The sequence below is a fragment of the Pseudomonas sp. B23(2017) genome, from assembly GCF_002113725.1.
In the GTDB taxonomy this organism is placed as follows: domain Bacteria; phylum Pseudomonadota; class Gammaproteobacteria; order Pseudomonadales; family Pseudomonadaceae; genus Aquipseudomonas; species Aquipseudomonas putida_Z.
This window is the reverse complement of record NZ_NEJM01000002.1, coordinates 425,890-446,267: the sequence shown is the minus strand read 5'-3', so window position 1 is coordinate 446,267 and position 20,378 is coordinate 425,890. Positions and strand designations below refer to the sequence as shown.

Below are 20,378 nucleotides of genomic sequence, written 5' to 3'. Positions count from 1 at the left end.
CGACACAAGGCCGCTCCTACAGGGTTCGTGCGCTCAGCGATGATTGCTCAAGGCAGGTCAAACTGCCCTGTTCAACTTCACCCAGGAAGCGAACTTGTCGATAAACGCCTGCAAGAACGGTCGGGTCTTGTCACTGAGCTTGCCCGCATCGTCGAACAGGCTAGCCGCGCCGCCAATGTAGGCCTCGGGCATCTGCATGCACGGCATGTCCAGAAACACCAGCGACTGGCGCACGGCATGGTTGGCGCCAAACCCACCAATGGCACCAGGCGACACACTGACCACTGCCGCCGGCTTGCCACTCCAGGCGCTTTGCCCGTAAGGCCGCGAGCCCACATCGATGGCATTCTTCAGGCCGCCAGGTACCGAGCGGTTGTACTCCGGGGTGACGAACAGCACCGCATCACTGCGGCGGATCTCGTCGCGAAAACGCTTCCACGCTTCCGGCAGCGCTTCGGCCTCGACATCCTCGTTGTACAACGGCAAATCGCCAATCTCGACGATTTTCAGGGCAAGGCTGGACGGCGCCAGCTCCGAGAGTGCGCGGGCGATCTTGCGGTTGTAGGAGTCCTTGCGCAAGCTACCGACGACAACCGCTACCGAATACACCTGGCTCATGGCAATTTCCAACCTCTGCTGGGTAAAGGGACGTTGTAGTTATAGATGACCGTTCCTCGGCGCTTTGGTTTTTTTTCCGCGGGGCGAAAACTTCCGACGCTGTTCCACGGTCTATGCCTGCAGACATTTCCCACGTAATTCAGAGGTTTCCACCCAAATGGCAGCAGTAATGGTCGGCCAATTCCACGCCCGTGACGCCGAAGGCCGCATCTACCCCGTGCACGAGTTCCAGGAATCGACCCTGCAAACCGACGGCAGCACGCTGGGCGCCCCCATCACCACCTATCGCCTGGCCATCGGCGACAAGGTCAACCACCTGGGTGAAAACCGCTTCGAACTGGCGCGCAGCGGCGTCGAGATCATTCGCATTCCTTGATGCAATCCACCGTGTAGCGGCCGCTTTCGTTCTGCAGGCCGTGCACGTCAGCGACGAAACCTGGGAAGCCCTGGTTGAACGCCCGGGCGAAGGCCAGGTAATCGACTATCGAGCGGGTCGCCTCGGTGAACCGCTCCCCCGGCATGATCAGCGGAATACCAGGCGGGTACGGCACCAGCATCACCGCCGCCACCCGCCCCAGCAGCGCCTCGATCGGCACCGCCTCCACCTCACCGCGCACCATCTGGTCATAGGCCCGGGCCGGGCTCACGGCTACCTCCGGCAAGCGCGTGAACAGCCGCTTCAGCTGCTTGGCCGTGGCATTGGCGCGGTAGCAGCCATGCAACTGGTCGCACAGGTCGCGCAGGCCCATGCCCTGGTAGCGTGAGGCATCGGCAGACACCACACTCGGCAGGCAGTTGCTCAGGGCGGTATTGCCGTCATAGTGGCGCTTGAACTCCAGCAACTCGGTGAGCAAGGTGCTCCACTTGCCCTTGGTGATGCCCATGGAGAACAGCACCAGGAAGCTGTACAGGCCGGTTTTCTCCACCACCAGCCCCCGCTCCCAGAGGAACTTGCTGACCACTGCCGCCGGGATGCCATGCTCGCCCAGCGCACCGCCCGCGCTCAGGCCTGGCATTACCAGGGTCACCTTCAGCGGGTCGAGCAGCACATAGTCGTCCGCCACTTCGCCAAAGCCATGCCACTCCGCCCCCGGCTGCAGCAGCCAGTCCTGCGCGGCCAGGCGGTGGATGCCTTCGGCGCTCGGCGGCTGCCAGATGCTGAACCACCAGTCGTCGGCGGCGATGTGCTCGCGCAGGTTGGCCAGGGCACGGCGAAAGCTCAGCGCCTCGTCGAACATTTCTTGCAGCAGCGAACGCCCGGCCGGCCCTTCCATCATGGTCGAGGCCACGTCCAGCGAAGCGAGAATGCTGTACTGCGGCGAGGTCGAGATGTGCATCATGAACGCTTCGTTGAAGCGGTCACGGTCCAGCTGGCGCCTGGCCCCGTCCTGCACATGAATCATCGAGGCCTGGCTGAACGCGGCCAACAGCTTGTGGGTGGAATGGGTGCTGAACACCAGCGGGCTGTCTGCCGCGCAGGCCGTGCCCATGGCATAGCGCCCGGTGAAGAACTCGTGGAACGCCGCATAGGCGAACCAGGCCTCGTCGAAGTGCAGCACCTCGACACTGGCGCCCAGGGTCTGCTTGATCAAGCCGGCGTGGTAGCACAGGCCGTCGTAGGTGGAGTTGGTCACCACCGCCAGCTTGATGCGCTGCCCGCGATCACGGGCGAGAGGGTTGGCCTGGATCTTCGCCTGGATCGCCTCGGCGCTGAACTCGCTGAGCGGGATAGGGCCGATGATCCCGAGTTCGTTGCGCTCCGGGCACAGATAGAGGGGAATGGCACCGGTCATGATGATCGCGTGCACCACCGACTTGTGGCAGTTGCGGTCCACCAGCACCAGGTCGTCGCGGCCGACCATGGCGTGCCAGACGATCTTGTTGGCCGTGGAGGTGCCGTTGATGACGAAGAAGGTATGGTCGGCGCCAAAGTTGCGCGCAGCCCTGGCTTCGGCTTCGGCCAAGGGGCCGGTGTGATCGAGCAGCGAGCCCAGCTCCGGCACGGAAACGGACAGGTCCGAGCGCAGTGTGTTTTCCCCGAAGAACTGGTGAAAGGCTTGGCCCACCGGGCTTTTGCGATAGGCCACGCCGCCGCCGTGGCCCGGGGTGTGCCAGGAATAGTTGGACTGCGCGGTGTGCTGCACCAGGGCCTTGAAGAACGGCGGCAGCAGGCCGTCGAGGTAGATATGTGCGGCACGCGCCACCTGGCGCGCAAGAAACGGCACGGTGTCTTCGAACAGGTAGAGGATGCCGCGCAGCTGGTTGAGCTCGCTCATGGCTTCGGCGGGGGCGTTTTCCAGGGTCACCTGTTCGCCCAAGGCGAAAATCGGCAGGTTGGGGGCACGCAGGCGGGCCAGGCGGATCAGCTCGGCCATGTTCTGCAGCAGGTGGGTGTTCTCGCCGACGCCCTCGGCGGCAATCAGCATGCAGGCCAGGCCGTGGTGGGTGGCAGCGACCAGGCAGGCCTCGGCATGGTCGGCGGCGGCGAGGATGGCAAAGCCGTCCTGACGCAGTTCCTCGGCGATGCCCCGCACACGCTCGCCAGCGACGCTGTCGGCCTTGATGGCGCGGTGCACGATGAGGATGGGGAACTTGAGGTCCTTGTACATCAGGTGGCTACCTCCGAAGGACATGGCGTCCATTTCAGGGTAGTTGAGCCTTGTATTGCCTGTGCAGGCCTCTTCGCGGGTGAACCCGCTCCCACAGGGACCGCATTGCATTCAAGGCCAGTCGATTTCCTGTGGGAGCGGGTTCACCCGCGAAAGGCTGGAGCAGGCGAAAGATCAGCCAGCAGGTGTCTCGGTCAGGGCCTGCCACATGGACGGCCCACCCGCCGACTTGGCAATGGCCGCCAGGCGCTCGGCATGCGCCTCCAGCTCCTCGGCACTGGCCATGATCACCCGCCCGGGCGCCCGCCCGGTAATACGGCGAATCTCGCTGCCACCAGCACCCGCCCCTTCATCCCCGGCCTCTGCCCCATGCCCGGCCAGCGACAGGCTGGTCTGGCCACCGGTCATTGCCAGGTAGACATCAGCCAGCAGTTCCGAGTCGAGCAATGCGCCGTGCAACTCACGGCCCGAGTTGTCGATGTCGTAGCGTTTGCACAGCGCATCCAGGCTGTTGCGCTGCCCCGGGTGGCGCGAACGCGCCAGCAGCAGGGTGTCGAGGATGGTGCAGTGCTGCGAAATGTCCGCGCGGTCCGGCTGGCCCACCAAGGCAAATTCGTTGTTGATGAAGCCAACGTCGAACGCCGCGTTGTGGATGACCAGCGTGGCGCCCTGGATGAACTCGAAGAACTCCTCGGCAACATCGCCAAAGCGTGGCTTGCCGACCAGGAAGGCATCGGTGATGCCGTGGACGTTGATGGCGCCCTCGTCACTCTCACGGTCCGGCTGCAGGTAGACGTGGAAGTGCCGCCCGGTCAGGCGCCGGCCGATGACCTCGACACAGCCGATCTCGATGATCCGGTGGCCTTCGCTGACCGGCATACCCGTGGTTTCGGTATCGAGAATGACGAACCGTTTATCTTGCTGCTGCTCCACGCGGGGCGCTCCAACTTGCATCAGTTACAAAGGCCGGAATTGTACCCCAGCTCAACGCTTGGCGCGCACCTCATCGACCCCACGGTTGGCCAGCTGGTCGGCGCGTTCGTTGCCGGGGTGGCCGATATGCCCGCGTACCCACTTCCAGGTCACCTTGTGGCGGTTGACCTGCTCATCCAGCTGCTGCCACAGGTCGGCGTTCTTCACCGGCTCCTTGGCCGCGGTTTTCCAGCCGCGCTTCTTCCAGTTGGTCATCCATTCGTTGATGCCCTTCATCACGTACTGCGAGTCGGTGGTAAGCACCACTTCGCATTCGCGCTTCAGCGCCATCAAGCCCTGGATCGCGGCCATCAGTTCCATGCGGTTGTTGGTGGTTTCGCGTTCGCCGCCCCACAGTTCCTTCTCGACGCCCTTGTAGATCATAAGGACGCCCCAGCCGCCAGGGCCAGGGTTGCCCTTGCAGGCACCATCGGTAAACATCTCGACGCTTTCGCTCATGTACCACTCATGTTCAGTGCTTTTCAGTATCCGGGTTGGCCGCCGCGCGGTTCACCTTGGCGAGTGGCAGCGGCAGCAGCTTGCCCATCGGCTCGCGACGCTCCTGGCGCAACGGCCGCAGGCCCACCACCATCTTGCGCGCTACCAGCAGGTACACCCCGCCACCGGAGCTCTGCCAGCCGCCGGCCACCCGTTCCCAGCCCGCCAGGCGCTGCTGCCAGGCCGGTGAGGCAAGCGGCGGACGATAGCACCCGAAGCGGCGTTTCTCCAGCGCGAAGCCCAGCAGGTTGAGCCAGTCGCCCACCCGTGACGGCGAGATGCAACGGGCCTTGCGCAAGGCGCCGTGGCTGAAGAAATGGCGCATGCCCCAGCTGCTCCAGGGGTTGATCCCGACGATCAGCAGGTGCCCGCCCGGGCGCACCGCGCTGGCCGCCTCGCGCAGCAGGCCGTGGGGCGAAAGGCAGAAATCCAGGCCATGCTGCAGCACCACCACATCGGCGGCGTGCTCGCTCAGCGGCCAGGCCTGCTCCTCGCAGACAATCTCCACCCCCGGCAGCGGTGCACCGAGGCGCACGTTGCGCTGCACCTGGGGCGCGCTGGGCGGTGGCTCGGCGCAGGGCCCGTAGTGCACAAGGTAACCCCCGAAGAAGCGCCCGAGCTCTTCTTCCAGCAGTTTTTCCTCCTCCCTGAGCATCAGTTGGCCGAGTGGGCCGTTGAACCACTCACGGGCCAGGCTGATCAGCTTGACCCAGTCCGGGTCTGCCTGGGCAAAGGCTTGGTCGGTCATTGCGCTCTCCCTCGAAGGTTCTCGCACCGCGCCATCGCGGATAAGATGCCTTCATGTGCCACGCTAGGCGAATCGGATCCGCACCATGATACAGATCGATGCTCTCCCCGCTTTCTCCGACAACTACATCTGGTTGTTACAGGATACTGCCAAACGCCGCTGCGCGGTGGTCGATCCGGGTGACGCCGGCCCAGTGGAACGCTGGCTGTCAGCCAACCCCGGCTGGGTACTGAGCGACATCCTGGTCACCCACCACCACAACGACCACGTCGGCGGCGTGGAACGGCTCAAGCAACTGACCGGCGCGCGGGTTTGCGGCCCGGCCCACGAGCGCATTCCCTGCCGTGACCTGGCGCTGGACGAAGGTGACCAGGTGACCGTGCTGGGCGTGACCTTCCAGGTGCTGGCCGTGCCCGGCCATACCCTGGGGCATATCGCCCTGTTCAGCGACCAGCCGGCAACGCCGGTGCTGTTCAGTGGCGACACGCTGTTCGCCGCCGGTTGCGGGCGCATGTTCGAAGGCACCCCCGAACAGATGCAGCCAGCCCTCGCCCGCCTGGCAGCCCTGCCAGAGCAGACCGAGGTGTACTGCGCCCACGAATACACTCTGAGCAACCTGCGTTTCGCCAAGGCGGTGGAACCCGAGAACCCGCACGTTCAGCAGCGGTTCGAGGACGTTACCCGTTTGCGTGCTGACAATCGCATCACATTGCCATCAACGATCGGTCTGGAGCGCCTGACCAACCCCTTCCTGCGCACCTCTGAAACATTAGTTAAACAAAAAGCAGACGAATGGAAGGGACATTCAAACCCCTCGCATGTCGCTGTTTTTGCTGCCTTGAGGTCTTGGAAGGACACCTTCTGATAACCTCAAGATATATCGCAAGCGATGGTCAAAGGTTGACCAGGCCCGGAGCGGTTTCTAGAATCGCCGAAATTTTTCGCCCGGAAACCTGTGTCAGCCGATGTCTTCCCGTAGCCGCAGAACCTCTCATTCCGTCGCCCTGACGCGCCTGGCCCAAATCAGTGCGCTGGCCCTGGCCGCCACGTTGGTGGGCTGCCAGAGCACTCGTCAGCTCGACGAATCCGATAGCGTTCGCGCTCACAACTACCAGGCGCGGATCAAGCACAAGCCTTCACCGTTGCTGGTCAAGCCGGCCGAGCAGGCGCCACAGGACGTATGGGAACGCATGCGCCAGGGCTTTGCCCTGCAGGACAACATCGACGTCAACCCGCGCATCGAGCAGCAGCGCCTGTGGTTCGCCAGCAACCCAAGCTACATCGAAAGCGCCGGCGAGCGTGGCAGCCTCTACCTGCACTACATCGTCGAGCGCCTCGAGGAACGCGACATGCCGCTGGAACTGGCCCTGCTGCCAGCCATCGAGAGCGCCTACAACCCGATGGCCTACTCGCGCGCCCATGCCGCGGGGATGTGGCAGTTCATTCCGTCCACCGGCCGCCACTTCAATCTGCGCCAGACCAACTTCTACGATGGCCGTCGCGACGTGACCGCCTCAACCAACGCCGCCCTGGACTACCTCAGCCGCCTGCACGACATGTTCAACGGCGACTGGCTGCTGGCCCTGGCTGCCTACAACGCCGGCGAAGGCACGGTCAGCCGCGCCATCGAGCGCAACGAACGGCTCGGCCTGCCCACCGACTACTGGAACCTGCCGCTGCCGCAGGAAACCCGCGACTACGTGCCCAAGCTGCTGGCCCTGTCGCAGGTGGTACTCACGCCGGAAGCCTATGGCGTGAACCTGAACCCGATCGCCAACGAACCCTACTTCGAGGCGGTGGCCATCAACGACCGCCTCGACCTGTCGCGGGTAGCGGCCTTCGCCAACATCGACGAAGACGAGCTGATCCAGCTCAACCCGGCATTCAAGAAGCGCATGACCGTGGATGGCCCGCAGCAGCTGCTGGTACCCACCGCCAAGGCGCAGCTGCTGAGCGACAGCCTGTCCAACCTCAAGCCCGAGCAACTGGTCAGCCTGCAGCCGAACAAGGCGGTGTTCGCCCGCGCCGTGGCCGAAGCCAAGGCCCCGGTGGCGGCGCGCAGCTACCGGGTCAAGCGCGGCGACAACCTGGGCGCCATCGCCAAGGCCAACCGCGTTTCGGTCAAGGACATCAAGCGCTGGAACCGTCTCTCCGGCAACAGCGTGCGCGCTGGCCAGGTCCTGGCCCTGCGCGGTGGCAGCGCGCCGAGCGCTGCTGGCAATCGGGTAGCCGCCTCCGGGCAGCGCTCCACGCAGTACAAGGTACGCAAAGGCGATTCGCTGTACCTGGTGGCCAAGCGCTTCAACGTGGAAATGAAGCACCTCAAACGCTGGAACCCGCGCAGCGGCCATGCCCTGAAGCCAGGCCAGACCCTCACCGTCTACCTCTCGCATTGATCCCCGCCCGCCGCATTGACGCGGTGGCTGTAGGAGCGGCCTTGTGTCGCGATCGGGCTGCGCAGCAGTCCCAGATTATTGAAGGTGATGCCGATATCGCTGGGGCTGCTGCGCAGCCCGATCGCGACACAAGGCCGCTCCTACAGCTACCGCGTCATTCCCATTGGACAGAAGCAGGCACGCCCGCCAACCCCACCTTCAAAACCTCTCTTTTTCCAACCCCACCAAGCTGTTACTGTACCCCGATCAAAGCCCAACGCCTCTGGATCGGATGCCGACTTGATACGTCCCCTCCTGCTGTCACTCAGCCTGGCCTTGAGCTTTCCCGCAGCCGCGATGGTGAGCGAAAGCCACGGATACGCGCAGTTCGGCACGCTCAAGTACCCAGCCACATTCACCCATTTCGACTGGGTCAACCCGCAAGCGCCCAAGGGCGGCACCTTGCGGGCCATGGCTTTCGGTACCTTCGACACCCTCAACCCCTACACCTTCAAGGGGTCGAGCCCGATTACCACGCCCAATTTCCAGCAATACGGCATCAGCGAGCTGAACGAGCCGCTGATGGTCGGCACCGGCCAGTACGACCCGTCCGGCGACGAGCCGACCTCCAGCTACGGCCTGATCGCCCGCTCGGTGGAGTACAGCGAGGACCGCAGCTGGGTGGTGTTCAACCTGCGCCCGGAAGCCCACTGGCATGACGGCAAGCCGATCACCTCGGCAGACGTGGCTTTCTCCTACCGCACGCTGCTCAAGGATGGCCACCCGATCTACCGCACCAACCTGCAGGAAGTGCAGCGGGTGGACATCCTCGGCCCGCTGCGCATCCGCTTCGTGTTCAAGCGCGCCGGCAACCCGCTGCTGATCCTGCGCCTGGGCGAAATGCCGGTGCTGCCCAAGCACTACTGGCAAAAGCGCGACTTCAAGGCCACCACCTTCGAGCCCCCGCTGGGCAGCGGCCCCTACCGCATCACCCAGGTCCAGCCTGGGCGCCGGCTGGTGTTCGAACGGGTGAAGAACTACTGGGGCAAGGACCTGGCGGTAAACCGTGGCAAATACAACTTCAACCGCGTGGAATACGAGTTCTACCGCGACGCCACGGTCGCCTTCGAAGCGTTCAAGGCCGGCGAGTTCGACATCTATATCGAGCACCAGGCGAAGAACTGGGCCAACGGCTACAACTTCCCGGCCGTGCGCCGGGGCGAGGTGATCAAGGCGCAGATCCCGCACCGCATCCCCACGCAAACCCAGGGCCTGTTCATGAACAGCCGCCGGGCCACCTTCAGCGACCCACGGGTACGCCAGGCGCTGGGGCTGATGCTCGACTTCGAGTGGACCAACCGCGCCCTGTTCAGCGGCGCCTACCGCCGCTCGACCAGCTACTACCCCAACAGCGAATTCGCCGCCACCGGCCTGCCCACCGGCAAGGAGTGGCTGCTGCTGGCGCCGTTCCGTGACCAGTTGCCGGCCAGCTTGTTCAGCGAACCCTACAAGGTCAGCCAGACCGATGGCCGTGGCATCAACCGCCAGACCTTGCGCCAGGCCCTCGGCCTGCTCGCCGAAGCCGGCTGGAAGCTGAACGGCCAGCGCCTGGTCGACAGCAAGGGCCAGCAGCTGCGCATGGAGCTGCTGCTGGTAAACCCCAACCTTGAACGCATCCTGCAACCGTATGTCGAAAACCTGGCCAGCATCGGCATCGATGCGCGCTTGCGTACCGTGGACCGCGCCCAGTACAAACAACGCCTGGACCAGTTCGATTTCGACATGATTCTGATGACCCTGAACCAGACCCTGAGCCCGGGCCTCGAACAGTGGCTGTACTTCCACTCCAGCCAGGCCACGACCAAGGGCAGCAAGAACTATGCTGGGGTCAAAGACCCGGTGGTCGACCATCTGCTCGACACCCTGCTCGCCGCCCGTACCCGCGATGACCAGGTCGCCGCCGCCCGCGCCCTGGACCGCGTGCTCTCATGGCAGTACTACATGATCCCCAACTGGTACCTCGACAATCATCGCCTGGCCTACCGCAACCGGTTCGCCTTCGTCACCACGCCGCCCTACACCCTTGGGCTGAACAGCTGGTGGATCAAGACTTCGGAGAAAGCCCAATGACGCCAACGCACCGACTGCGCCGGCTGGCCGGCAGCCTGTTGCTTGCCTGCCTGAGCCTTCCCGCCCTGGCCGCACCGCAACATGCGCTCACCCTGTACGACGAGCCACCCAAGTACCCCGCCGACTTCAAGCACTTCGCCTACGTCAACCCTGACGCACCCAAGGGTGGCACCTTCCGCCAGTCCAGCTTCGGCGGTTTCGACAGCCTCAACCCGTTCATCAACAAGGGCGTGCCGGCCGAGAACATCAGCAGCATCTACGACACCCTGATGCGCCAGAGCCAGGACGAGCCGTTCACCGAGTACGGCCTGGTGGCCGGCAAGATCGAAAAGGCCCCGGACAACAGCTGGGTGCGCTTCTACCTGCGCCCCGAGGCACGCTTCCACGACGGCCACCCGATGCGCGCCGACGACGTGGTGTTCACCTTCAATGCCCTGATCAAGGACGGCGCGCCGCTGTACCGCCAGTACTACGCCGACGTCGCCGAAGTGGTCGCCGAAGACCCGCTGACGGTGCTGTTCACCTTCAAGCACAAGAACAACCGCGAGCTGCCGCTGATTCTCGGCCAACTGCCGGTACTGCCCAAGCACTGGTACGAAAGCCGCGATTTCAACCGCGGCAACCTGGAAATCCCGCTGGGCAGCGGCCCGTACAAGGTCGCCGAGGTCAAGGCCGGGCGCTCGGTGCGCTACGAGCGGGTCAAGGACTACTGGGCCAAGGACCTGCCGATCAACCGTGGCTTCTACAACTTCGACGTCATGACCTTCGACTCCTACCGCGACACCACCGTCGCCCTGGAAGCACTCAAGGCTGGTGCGTTCGACTATGCGCTGGAAGTCAGCGCGAAGAACTGGGCCACCGCCTACAACGTACCCGCCGTACGCGATGGTCGCCTGATCAAGGAAGAGTTGCCCAACGGCAACCCCACCGGCATGCAGGGCTTCATCTTCAACATCCGCCGCCCGGTGTTCCAGGACGTGCGCGTGCGCCAGGCGCTGAGCCTGCTGCTGGACTACGAGTGGACCAACAAGCAGCTGTTCAACGGCGCCTACACCCGCACCGGCAGCTACTTCGAAAACTCGGAAATGGCCGCCCGCGGCCTGCCCGGCCCCAACGAGCTGAAAATCCTCGAACCGCTGCGTGGCAAGGTCCCCGAGCAGGTATTCAGCGAAGCCTTCCGCAACCCGGTCAGTGACGGCAGCGGCATGATCCGCGAACAACAGCGCCAGGCCTACAAGCTGCTGCAGGAAGCCGGCTGGAAAATCGTCGACGACAAGATGGTCGACGCCCAGGGCAAGCCGGTGAGCATCGAGTTCCTGCTGGCACAGACCGAGTTCGAACGCATCCTGCTGCCGTTCAAGCGCAACCTCGCCGACCTTGGCATCGACCTGAACATCCGCCGGGTCGACGTGTCCCAGTACATCACCCGCCTGCGTTCGCGCGACTACGACATGATCGTCGGTGGCTACCCGCAGTCCAACTCGCCGGGCAACGAGCAGCGCGAGTTCTGGTCCAGTGCCGCCGCCGACAACCCCGGCAGCCGCAACTTCATCGGCCTGCGCGACCCGGCCATCGACCAGCTGGTGGAACAGCTGATCAATGCCGATTCGCGACAGAGCCTGATCGACCACTGCCGGGCCCTCGACCGCGTGCTGCTGTGGGGCTACTACGTGATCCCCAACTGGCACATCAAGACCTGGCGCGTGGCCTACTGGAACCACATCGGCCACCCGGACGTCTCGCCCAAGTACGACATCGGCATCGACACCTGGTGGATCAAGCCCGGCGTAACCCCGGCCGTCAGCGAAACCACTGCGGACGAGGCCGAATAACATGCTGGCCTACATCCTGCGCCGCCTGCTGCTGATCATCCCGACCCTGTTCGGCATCCTGATCATCAACTTCATCATCGTCCAGGCCGCCCCCGGCGGCCCGGTCGAGCAGATGATCGCCAAGCTCGAAGGTTTCGAAGGCGCCACCAGCCGCATTGCCGGTGGTGGCGCCGAAGTGTCCGTGGCCGGCTCCAACTACCGGGGCGCCCAGGGCCTGGACCCGGCACTGATCGCCGAAATCGAACGCATGTACGGCTTCGACAAGTCGCCGCCCGAGCGCCTGTGGATCATGATCAAGAACTACGCCCGGCTGGACTTCGGCGACAGCTTCTTCCGCGATGCCAAGGTCATCGACCTGATCATCGAGAAGATGCCTGTGTCGATTTCGCTGGGGCTGTGGAGCACGCTGATCATGTACCTGGTGTCGATCCCGCTGGGCATTGCCAAGGCCGTGCGCCACGGCAGCCATTTCGACGTGTGGACCAGTTCGGCGATCATCGTCGGCTACGCCATCCCGGCGTTCCTGTTCGCCATCCTGCTGATCGTGCTGTTCGCCGGCGGCAGCTACTTCGACTGGTTCCCGCTGCGCGGCCTCACCTCCAACAACTTCGACGAGCTGAGCACCACCGGCAAGGTGCTGGACTACTTCTGGCACCTGGTGCTGCCGATCACCGCGCTGGTCATCGGCAACTTCGCCACCATGACCTTGCTGACCAAGAACAGCTTCCTCGACGAGATCAACAAGCAATACGTGGTCACCGCCAAGGCCAAGGGCCTGAGCCGGCCACGGGTGCTGTACGGCCATGTGTTCCGCAACGCCATGCTGCTGGTGATTGCCGGTTTCCCTTCGGCGTTCATCGGCATCTTCTTCACCGGTTCCTTGCTGATCGAGGTGATCTTCAGCCTCGACGGCCTCGGCCTGATGAGTTTCGAGGCAGCCATCAACCGCGACTACCCGGTGGTCTTCGGCACCCTGTTCATCTTCACCCTGCTGGGGCTGGTGGTGAAACTGATCGGCGACCTGACCTACACCCTGGTCGATCCACGCATCGACTTCGCCAGCCGGGAGCACTGACATGGCCTTGTCCCCCCTCAACCGCCGGCGCTTCGAGCGCTTCAAGGCCAACCGCCGTGGCTGGTGGTCGCTGTGGCTGTTCCTGATCCTGTTCGGCCTGAGCCTGGGCGCCGAGCTGATCGCCAACGACAAGCCGATTGCCGTGCGCTACGACGGCGAATGGTATTTCCCGGCGTTCAAGCGCTACCCGGAAACCACCTTTGGCGGCGAATTCCCGCTGGAAGCCAACTACAAGAGCCCGTACATCCGCGAACTGCTGGAGAAGAAAGACAGCTTCGTGCTGTGGGCACCGATCCCGTTCAGCTACCAGAGCATCAACTACGACCTGCGCGTACCCGCCCCGGCCCCACCGTCGGCGGACAACTTGCTGGGTACCGACGACCAGGGCCGCGATGTGCTGGCACGGGTGATCTACGGCTTCCGCATTTCCGTGCTGTTCGCCCTGACCCTGACCGTGCTCAGCTCAATCGTCGGCGTGATCGCCGGTGCCTTGCAGGGCTTCTATGGCGGCTGGGTCGACCTGGCCGGGCAACGTTTCCTGGAAGTCTGGTCGGGCCTGCCGGTGCTGTACCTGCTGATCATCCTTGCCAGCTTCGTGCAGCCCAACTTCTGGTGGCTGCTGGGCATCATGCTGCTGTTCTCGTGGATGAGCCTGGTGGATGTGGTACGCGCCGAGTTCCTGCGCGGGCGCAACCTGGAATACGTGCGCGCAGCCCGCGCGTTGGGGATGCGCAACGGCGCGATCATGTACCGGCATATCCTGCCGAACGCCATGATCTCGACCATGACCTTCATGCCGTTCATTCTCACCGGCGCCATCGGCACCCTCACCGCCCTGGACTTCCTCGGCTTCGGCCTGCCGCCGGGCGCACCGTCGCTGGGCGAACTGGTGGCCCAGGGCAAGTCCAACCTGCAGGCCCCATGGCTGGGCATCAGCGCCTTCGCCGTGCTGGCGCTGATGCTGAGCCTGCTGGTGTTCATCGGCGAATCCGCCCGCGATGCCTTCGACCCGAGGAAGTGACATGAGTGAACAGAACCTGATCGAAGTGCGCGACCTGGCGGTGGAGTTCGTCACCGGGGACCAGGCCCACCGCGTTGTGAACGGCATCAGCTTCGACATCCGCAAGGGTGAGACGCTGGCACTGGTGGGCGAGAGTGGCTCGGGCAAATCGGTTACCGCGCACTCGCTCCTGCGCCTGCTGCCCTACCCCCTGGCCCGCCACCCCAGCGGCAGCATCCGCTACGAGGGCAAAGACCTGCTGCAGCAGAACGAGAAGACCATGCAGCGCATTCGCGGCAACCGCATTGCAATGATCTTCCAGGAGCCGATGACCTCGCTGAACCCGTTGCACTGCATCGAGAAGCAGATCAACGAAATCCTCCTGCTGCACAAGGGCCTGACCGGCAAGGAAGCAACCGCGCGCACCCTGGAACTGCTGGAGATGGTCGGCATTCCCGAGCCACGCAAGCGCCTGAAGGCCCTGCCCCATGAGCTGTCGGGCGGGCAGCGCCAGCGGGTGATGATCGCCATGGCCCTGGCCAACGAGCCGGAACTGCTGATTGCGGACGAGCCGACCACGGCGCTGGACGTGACCGTGCAGTTGAAGATTCTCGAACTGCTCAAGGAACTGCAGGCGCGTCTGGGCATGGCCCTGCTGCTGATCAGCCATGACCTGAACCTGGTGCGGCGCATCGCCCACCGTGTGTGCGTGATGCAGCACGGGCAGATTGTCGAGCAGGCCGAATGCGCCAGGCTGTTCAGCGCACCGCAGCACCACTACACGCAGATGCTGATCAATGCCGAGCCCAGCGGGCTACCGGCGCACAACCCGGTGGGCGCGCCGTTGCTGGAGGTGGATGACCTCAAGGTGTGGTTCCCGATCAAGAAGGGCCTGCTGCGGCGCACGGTCGACCATGTGAAGGCGGTGGACGGGATCAACTTCAGCTTGCCGCAAGGGCAGACGCTGGGGATTGTCGGCGAGTCCGGGTCGGGCAAGTCGACTTTGGGTTTGGCGATCTTGCGGCTGATCTCCAGCCAGGGCGGCATTCGCTTTCATGGGCAGGATCTGGAAGGGCTGAACCAGAAGGCCGTGCGCCCGTTGCGCCGGGAAATGCAGGTGGTGTTCCAGGACCCGTTCGGCAGCCTGAGCCCGCGCATGTGCGTGGAGGACATTGTCGGCGAAGGGTTGCGCATTCACCGCATCGGCACGGCGCAGGAACAGGAAGCGGCGATTATTGCGGCCCTGGAGGAAGTCGGGCTGGACCCACGCACGCGGCATCGCTATCCGCATGAGTTTTCCGGTGGGCAGCGCCAGCGCATTGCCATTGCCCGGGCGTTGGTATTGAAGCCGGCGCTGATCCTGCTGGATGAACCTACCTCGGCGCTGGACCGCACGGTACAGCGGCAGGTGGTGGAGTTGCTGCGCAATCTGCAGCAGAAATACAACCTGACCTACCTGTTCATCAGCCATGACCTGGCGGTAGTCAAGGCGTTGAGCCACCAGTTGATGGTGATCAAGCATGGGCATGTGGTGGAACAAGGGGATGCGCAGGCGATCTTCCATGCGCCGCAGCATCCGTATACCCGGCAGTTGCTGGAGGCGGCGTTCTTGGAAGTTGAGGCGGGTTCGCCTTAAGTTTTGTAGAGTCCTCAAGATCGAGCGCCGCCCGCGCGGCGCTTCGCGGGTGTTCGTCTTGACACTTTCTGCGCCTGTGAGACCGAGCGCCGCCCACGCGGCGCTTCGCGGGACAAGTCGGATCGCCGCACCGCCGCTCCCACATTTGTTGCAACGTGGCCATGCCTGTGAAAGAGGCGTTGTCAGCCTTGGTGCAAGGCCTGAGGTAAATGGGGCGGCAGCAGTGCCAACTCAGAAATCCAGCCAGCCCACCAAAGTTGGCCACCATGGCCTGACAGGTTCGGCACGTTGCAACAAATGTGGGAGCGGCGGTGCGGCGATCCGACTTGTCCCGCGAAGCGCCGCGCGGTCGGCGCTCGATTTTCGCGCCACCACAGAAATCAAACCGGTCACCTCCCGCCCTGACGCAATCGGGCGCAGAACACCTGACATGTCGGATTTAACCCCTTCCCTGTAGGCCATTTCCCAAACATACTCCTGCCGCGTGTTTTCCGTTGCGGCTGCTCTGGCTGGGCTCTAGTCTCGGTTGGTCGCTGAAGATCAGCGATACAGCTTTGACAGGCTGTGACGGTTAATTCACGCAGGCAGTCTCCGCTTCATGGTGGCTGTGCGTGTGGGCACGCTTGCGTGCGCCGGAACTTTTGCGTGATTTACCGCCGGTCTGTCAACCCACGTACAGCTGCCACCCGACTGTTTGACAGCAGACAGGTGGCCGCACAGCCAATGGTTAATCACGATGCTGAAGATTGTCCCCGATCCAACCCACACCCCCCATTCCCTCGAAGACACCCTGATCCAGGCCACCGACTACGCGCTATGCGCGGCCACCGTGGTGCATCAGGCCTTGCTACTGCAGCCCAAATCGCCGGCTTCGATCCTGATGATGACCTCGATGCATGAACTGGAGGCGCTTCGGACTTTGCTTGAGTCGGCACTGGTTCAGGTGCAGATGCCCGCTGAGCCTCGGACTTTGCACTGAGGCTTTAGTGTTGCGTTGTCTGGGCTGGCCTCTTCGCGGGTAAACCCGCTCCCACAGGATCTCCACAGGCCTTGAGGTAGATGCAGTACCTGTGGGAGCGGGTTCACCCGCGAAAGGGCCCGTCCGGGCAGTCGAGAATTTTGAGGGAATTCAAAAATGACCAAAGAAGACACCCAATTCACTGTCGGTAAAACCACGTTCTACCAAGGCGAACACGGCACCCACCCACTGTTCCGCATAGAGCCCGGCATTCCCTGTCGCGATGCCCGCGAGCAATCCTCAGAGCTGATGGGCTATGTACGCGAACTGACCATCACCGGCCTGATGGATGAAAAACCGATGATGATCTGGGCTGCCCACTACCTGAGTGCGATGGCCAAGGCGCTGATGGATGATGCCGAGCTGGGCATGATGCGCTGATTGGCATCACAGGCCATAACGCACATATGGGAACGGTCTCGTGTCGCCAAAGGGCTGCAAAGCAGCCCCGGCGATTTATGCTTTCATGCAGAAATCCGGGGCCGCCCTGCGGCCGTTTCACGACACAAGGCCGTCCTACGGGAGATTGCATACCCAGGGAGACCGGCGCCAGCTGGCCTAGGCTGATGCAGCTCAGAGCCGGCCCAACAACTCCTGCCGCTCGCGCCAGATCTCCTGTACAAAGGGGTCGGTCACCCCATACAGCCCATGCCCCCGACGCATGATCAAGTTAGCGGCCAGCAGTTCGTTGGCAACCGGCTGTATCTCCGACACGCACTTCACGCCCCACAGACTTTGAATACTCGGCCTTATTTAAAGTAAAGGCGTTAGAGGCAGGTCGGCTCGAAAGCCATCATCAAATTTTCTGACAACAATCGTCTTCCATCATCAGCCAGATCGGGCATAAATTCTCCACCGTCAACCCAAGCAGCAACGGTAGAGCCCCATGTCCAGCCCACAACACCAGCCCGCCTCCCCTGCCCTGACCACGCTGATCCAGCGCTCCGGCCTGCCCAGCCCTGCACTCGGCGAAGCCCAGGCACATGCCGTGCTGCAAACGCACTACGGCATTACCGGCAACCTCTCGGCACTGGGCAGCCAACAGGACCTGAACTTCCGTGTAGACGCACCACAAGGCCGTTTCGTGCTCAAGGCCTGCCACGGCAGCTACGCCCAGCTGGAACTCGAGGCCCAGCACGCGGCCCTGGCCTACCTGTGCGAACAGGGCTTGCCGGTGCCCGCCGTGCGCCCGACCAGCGATGGCCAGATGCTGCTGGCGCTGGAAATAGACGGGCAACCGCTGCGCATGCGCCTGCTCGACTACATCGACGGCCAGCCACTGACCCGCCTCAAGCACATGGAACCACGCCTGATGGCCGAGCTCGGCGGGCTCTGCGCGCGGCTGGACAAGGCCTTGGCCACTTTCGACCACCCGGGCCTGGCGCGCACCCTGCAATGGGACCCGCAACATGCCCAGGCACTGATCCAGCACCTGCTGCCGGTGCTGGGCAACGCCGCGCAACGCGCCCGCATCGAGCAGGCCACCCAGCTGGCCGCCGAGCACCTGGCGCCGCTGGTCGACCAGCTGCCAAGCCAGGCCGTGCACCTGGACATCACCGACGACAACGCCGTCTGGGCCCGCGATGGCGAGCGCCAGTGGCAGCTGCAAGGGGTGATCGATTTCGGTGACCTGTTGCGCACCTGGCGGATCGCCGACCTGTCGGTGACCTGCGCGGCGCTGCTGCATCACGCCGAGGGCGACCCGCTGCGCATCCTGCCGGCCGTGCGTGCCTACCAGGCGCTCAACCCTCTGAGCGAAGCCGAACTGCGGGCCCTGTGGCCACTGGTGCTCAACCGCGCCGCCGTGCTGGTGCTGAGCAGCGAGCAGCAGCTCGCCGTCGACCCCGGCAACCAGTACACCCGCGACAACATCGCCCATGAATGGGAAATCTTCGACACGGCCACCGCCGTACCTTTCGCATTGATGGAAGCGGCCATCCTGCAGGCTGCGGGCTTGCAGCCTGCCACGCCGGACCTGAGCGGCTGCGTCCCCCTGCTGCCGGAACTGGATGGGCAGGCAGTGACGCGCGTCGACCTGGGCGTGCTCAGCGAGCATTGCGAGGCGGGCAACTGGGAGCAACCGGGCTTCGACCAGCACCTGCTGACCACGCAACCGGCCCCGGCCTGCAGCCTGCACGGGCAGTATCGCCTGTCGCAAACCCATATCGACCGCCCCGAAGAGCCTGCCACCTGTGCCCTGGGCGTCGAGCTGCATGTACCCAACGGCACCCTGGTGCAAGCGCCAGATGCCGGCACCTGGAAGCGCCATGGCGACGGCCGTGGCTGCCTGCGCAGCGCGCACTGGGCGTTGTGGCTGCAAGGCCTGGAAGACGCGCCTGCAGATGGCCAGGCCGTGGAAAAAGGCCAGTCGCTGGGCAGCAGTTGTGGCTTCCTCAGCGTGCAGCTGTGCCTGGATAGCGGCATTCAGCCGCCGTTCTTCGCCACCCCATCCCAGGCGGCCGCCTGGCTGGCCCTGTGCCCGTCGCCAGCTGCGTTGCTGGGCTTCGACTGCAATGCCGAGCCGCTGCCCGACCCACAGGCCCTGCTGGCCCGCCGCGATGCCAGCTTTGCCCGCTCGCAGAAGCACTACTACGCGCAACCGCCTCACATCGAACGCGGCTGGCGCAACTACCTGATCGACATGCAGGGCCGCTCGTACCTGGACATGCTCAACAACGTCGCGGTGCTGGGCCACGGCCACCCGCGCATGGTCGCCGAGTCGGCACGGCAGTGGTCGCTGCTGAACACCAACTCGCGCTTCCACTACGCGGCCATCACCGAGTTCTCCGAACGCCTGCTGGAGTTGGCACCCGAAGGCTTCGACCGGGTGTTCATGGTCAACAGCGGCACCGAAGCCAACGACCTGGCGATTCGCCTGGCCTGGGCCTACAGCGGCGGGCGCGACCTGCTCAGCGTGCTGGAGGCCTACCACGGCTGGTCGGTGGCCACCGATGCCATTTCCACTTCCATCGCCGACAACCCGCAGGCCCTGGAAACCCGCCCGGACTGGGTGCACCCGGTCGAGGCGCCGAACACCTTCCGCGGCCGCTTCCGTGGCGCCGACAGCGCCACCGACTACCTGCACGACGTCGACGCCAAGCTGGCCGACCTCGACGCCCGTGGCCGCCAGTTGGCGGGCATCATCTGCGAGCCGGTGTACGGCAATGCCGGTGGTATTTCGTTGCCGGCCGGTTACCTGCGCGAGGCCTATGCCAAGGTCCGCGCCCGGGGCGGTGTGTGCATCGCCGACGAAGTGCAGGTCGGCTATGGCCGCCTGGGCGAGTACTTCTGGGGCTTCGAGGAACAGGGCGTGGTGCCCGACATCATCACCATGGCCAAGGGCATGGGCAACGGCCAGCCACTGGGCGTGGTCATCACCCGCCGCGAGATCGCCGAAGCGCTGGAGGCCGAGGGCTACTTCTTCTCCTCGGCCGGCGGCAGCCCGGTCAGTTGCCGCATCGGCATGGCGGTGCTGGATGTGATGCAGGAAGAAGGCCTGTGGGACAACGCCCGCGACACCGGGCGCTATTTCAAAGCGCGCCTGCAGGCACTGGTGGACAAGCATCCGCTGGCCGGTGCGGCGCATGGTTCGGGCTTCTACCTGGGGCTGGAACTGGTGCGCGATCGCGCAACGCTGGAACCGGCAACCGAGGAAACCATGGCCCTGTGCAACCGCCTGCGTGACCTGGGCATCTTCATGCAGCCGACCGGTGATTACCTGAACATCCTCAAGATCAAGCCGCCGATGTGCACCACCCGGGCGAGCGTGGACTATTTTGTCGACAGCATTGATCGGGTGCTCTCCGAAGACCTGTAAAGCATTGCGAAGCTGGCCGAGGAGTGTTCATACTTTTCGGCCACAACGCT

16 protein-coding genes and 1 pseudogene are annotated in these 20,378 nt (G+C 64.1%); 11 read left to right on the top strand and 6 right to left on the bottom strand.

Features of this window, described 5'->3' with window-relative positions; genetic code table 11:
• Nucleotides 1–57 precede the first annotated feature (57 nt).
• A complete protein-coding gene (locus CAG46_RS05330) occupies nucleotides 58–618 on the bottom strand; it encodes an NADPH-dependent FMN reductase (protein ID WP_054572488.1) in 561 nt (186 codons plus the stop codon).
• A 157-nt stretch (nucleotides 619–775) separates the two neighbouring features.
• On the opposite strand from CAG46_RS05330, the gene CAG46_RS05325 reads away from it, so the two are divergent.
• Nucleotides 776–994: a hypothetical protein gene (locus CAG46_RS05325; protein WP_003261019.1), complete on the top strand. Its 219-nt coding sequence runs from the start codon at nucleotides 776–778 to the stop codon at nucleotides 992–994.
• Here the strand turns inward: CAG46_RS05325 and CAG46_RS05320 are convergent.
• The 4 genes from CAG46_RS05320 to CAG46_RS05305 all read right to left on the bottom strand — a co-directional run bounded on the left by CAG46_RS05320 (nucleotide 978) and on the right by CAG46_RS05305 (nucleotide 5,445).
• The gene (locus CAG46_RS05320) at nucleotides 978–3,227 is read right to left on the bottom strand and encodes an Orn/Lys/Arg decarboxylase N-terminal domain-containing protein (protein ID WP_085614568.1); all 2,250 of its coding nucleotides are present in this window, start codon (nucleotides 3,225–3,227) and stop codon (nucleotides 978–980) included. The two genes, CAG46_RS05325 and CAG46_RS05320, sit on opposite strands and share 17 nt — an antisense overlap.
• Nucleotides 3,228–3,401: 174 nt before the next feature.
• Entirely contained in the window at nucleotides 3,402–4,160 is a 759-nt protein-coding gene (gene dnaQ, locus CAG46_RS05315) for a DNA polymerase III subunit epsilon (RefSeq protein WP_085614420.1), read from the bottom strand.
• Nucleotides 4,161–4,211: 51 nt separating this feature from the next.
• Nucleotides 4,212–4,658: a ribonuclease HI gene (gene rnhA, locus CAG46_RS05310; RefSeq protein WP_003261021.1), complete on the bottom strand. Its 447-nt coding sequence runs from the start codon at nucleotides 4,656–4,658 to the stop codon at nucleotides 4,212–4,214.
• Nucleotides 4,659–4,671: 13 nt separating this feature from the next.
• The gene (locus CAG46_RS05305) at nucleotides 4,672–5,445 is read right to left on the bottom strand and encodes a class I SAM-dependent methyltransferase (RefSeq protein WP_085614421.1); all 774 of its coding nucleotides are present in this window, start codon (nucleotides 5,443–5,445) and stop codon (nucleotides 4,672–4,674) included.
• A gap of 85 nt (nucleotides 5,446–5,530) precedes the next feature.
• On the opposite strand from CAG46_RS05305, the gene gloB reads away from it, so the two are divergent.
• The 9 genes from gloB (at nucleotide 5,531) to CAG46_RS05260 (ending at nucleotide 16,892) form a co-directional block, all read left to right on the top strand.
• Nucleotides 5,531–6,310 (top strand): hydroxyacylglutathione hydrolase, encoded by a 780-nt coding sequence (gloB, locus tag CAG46_RS05300; protein WP_013973400.1) that lies wholly within the window; start codon nucleotides 5,531–5,533, stop codon nucleotides 6,308–6,310.
• 100 nt (nucleotides 6,311–6,410) lie between these two features.
• A complete protein-coding gene (locus CAG46_RS05295) occupies nucleotides 6,411–7,841 on the top strand; it encodes a lytic transglycosylase domain-containing protein (protein WP_025339937.1) in 1,431 nt (476 codons plus the stop codon).
• A gap of 279 nt (nucleotides 7,842–8,120) precedes the next feature.
• Complete coding sequence (locus CAG46_RS05290) at nucleotides 8,121–9,950, top strand: extracellular solute-binding protein (protein WP_218191805.1); 1,830 nt, start codon at nucleotides 8,121–8,123, stop codon at nucleotides 9,948–9,950.
• Nucleotides 9,947–11,782 carry an extracellular solute-binding protein gene (locus CAG46_RS05285; RefSeq protein WP_085614423.1) on the top strand — a complete coding sequence of 612 codons (1,836 nt, stop codon included), beginning with the start codon at nucleotides 9,947–9,949 and terminating at the stop codon, nucleotides 11,780–11,782. Before CAG46_RS05290 ends, CAG46_RS05285 begins: the two co-directional genes overlap by 4 nt.
• A gap of 1 nt (nucleotide 11,783) precedes the next feature.
• Nucleotides 11,784–12,857 (top strand): microcin C ABC transporter permease YejB, encoded by a 1,074-nt coding sequence (locus CAG46_RS05280; protein ID WP_009686399.1) that lies wholly within the window; start codon nucleotides 11,784–11,786, stop codon nucleotides 12,855–12,857.
• A gap of 1 nt (nucleotide 12,858) precedes the next feature.
• Nucleotides 12,859–13,878: an ABC transporter permease gene (locus tag CAG46_RS05275; protein WP_085614424.1), complete on the top strand. Its 1,020-nt coding sequence runs from the start codon at nucleotides 12,859–12,861 to the stop codon at nucleotides 13,876–13,878.
• A gap of 1 nt (nucleotide 13,879) precedes the next feature.
• Nucleotides 13,880–15,493, top strand: coding sequence for an ABC transporter ATP-binding protein (locus CAG46_RS05270; protein WP_085614425.1), 1,614 nt, complete (start codon nucleotides 13,880–13,882; stop codon nucleotides 15,491–15,493).
• 736 nt (nucleotides 15,494–16,229) lie between these two features.
• Nucleotides 16,230–16,472: a hypothetical protein gene (locus tag CAG46_RS05265; protein ID WP_023661222.1), complete on the top strand. Its 243-nt coding sequence runs from the start codon at nucleotides 16,230–16,232 to the stop codon at nucleotides 16,470–16,472.
• Between the two features lie 156 nt (nucleotides 16,473–16,628).
• The gene (locus CAG46_RS05260; protein ID WP_015271070.1) at nucleotides 16,629–16,892 is read left to right on the top strand and encodes a DUF3077 domain-containing protein; all 264 of its coding nucleotides are present in this window, start codon (nucleotides 16,629–16,631) and stop codon (nucleotides 16,890–16,892) included.
• Between the two features lie 192 nt (nucleotides 16,893–17,084).
• On the opposite strand, the pseudogene CAG46_RS29040 reads toward CAG46_RS05260, so the two are convergent.
• Nucleotides 17,085–17,259, bottom strand: a pseudogene (locus tag CAG46_RS29040) (ATP-binding protein); the annotation flags it as partial.
• 138 nt (nucleotides 17,260–17,397) lie between these two features.
• Here CAG46_RS29040 and CAG46_RS05255 point away from each other — a divergent pair.
• Nucleotides 17,398–20,328 (top strand): aminotransferase, encoded by a 2,931-nt coding sequence (locus CAG46_RS05255; RefSeq protein ID WP_085614427.1) that lies wholly within the window; start codon nucleotides 17,398–17,400, stop codon nucleotides 20,326–20,328.
• The last annotated feature ends 50 nt before the right edge of the window (nucleotides 20,329–20,378 follow it).

What these genes read in the sequence shown, in the direction of transcription:
- CAG46_RS05320 (WP_085614568.1), bottom strand. Translation starts at nt 3,227, where the DNA reads ATGTACAAGGACCTCAAGTTCCCCATCCTCATCGTGCACCGCGCCATC.
- gloB (WP_013973400.1), top strand. Translation starts at nt 5,531, where the DNA reads ATGATACAGATCGATGCTCTCCCCGCTTTCTCCGACAACTACATCTGG.
- CAG46_RS05260 (WP_015271070.1), top strand. Translation starts at nt 16,629, where the DNA reads ATGACCAAAGAAGACACCCAATTCACTGTCGGTAAAACCACGTTCTAC.
- CAG46_RS05255 (WP_085614427.1), top strand. Translation starts at nt 17,398, where the DNA reads ATGTCCAGCCCACAACACCAGCCCGCCTCCCCTGCCCTGACCACGCTG.
- CAG46_RS05295 (WP_025339937.1), top strand. Translation starts at nt 6,411, where the DNA reads ATGTCTTCCCGTAGCCGCAGAACCTCTCATTCCGTCGCCCTGACGCGC.
- CAG46_RS05330 (WP_054572488.1), bottom strand. Translation starts at nt 618, where the DNA reads ATGAGCCAGGTGTATTCGGTAGCGGTTGTCGTCGGTAGCTTGCGCAAG.
- CAG46_RS05325 (WP_003261019.1), top strand. Translation starts at nt 776, where the DNA reads ATGGCAGCAGTAATGGTCGGCCAATTCCACGCCCGTGACGCCGAAGGC.
- CAG46_RS05275 (WP_085614424.1), top strand. Translation starts at nt 12,859, where the DNA reads ATGGCCTTGTCCCCCCTCAACCGCCGGCGCTTCGAGCGCTTCAAGGCC.
- CAG46_RS05270 (WP_085614425.1), top strand. Translation starts at nt 13,880, where the DNA reads ATGAGTGAACAGAACCTGATCGAAGTGCGCGACCTGGCGGTGGAGTTC.
- rnhA (WP_003261021.1), bottom strand. Translation starts at nt 4,658, where the DNA reads ATGAGCGAAAGCGTCGAGATGTTTACCGATGGTGCCTGCAAGGGCAAC.
- CAG46_RS05280 (WP_009686399.1), top strand. Translation starts at nt 11,784, where the DNA reads ATGCTGGCCTACATCCTGCGCCGCCTGCTGCTGATCATCCCGACCCTG.
- CAG46_RS05285 (WP_085614423.1), top strand. Translation starts at nt 9,947, where the DNA reads ATGACGCCAACGCACCGACTGCGCCGGCTGGCCGGCAGCCTGTTGCTT.
- CAG46_RS05305 (WP_085614421.1), bottom strand. Translation starts at nt 5,445, where the DNA reads ATGACCGACCAAGCCTTTGCCCAGGCAGACCCGGACTGGGTCAAGCTG.
- CAG46_RS05265 (WP_023661222.1), top strand. Translation starts at nt 16,230, where the DNA reads ATGCTGAAGATTGTCCCCGATCCAACCCACACCCCCCATTCCCTCGAA.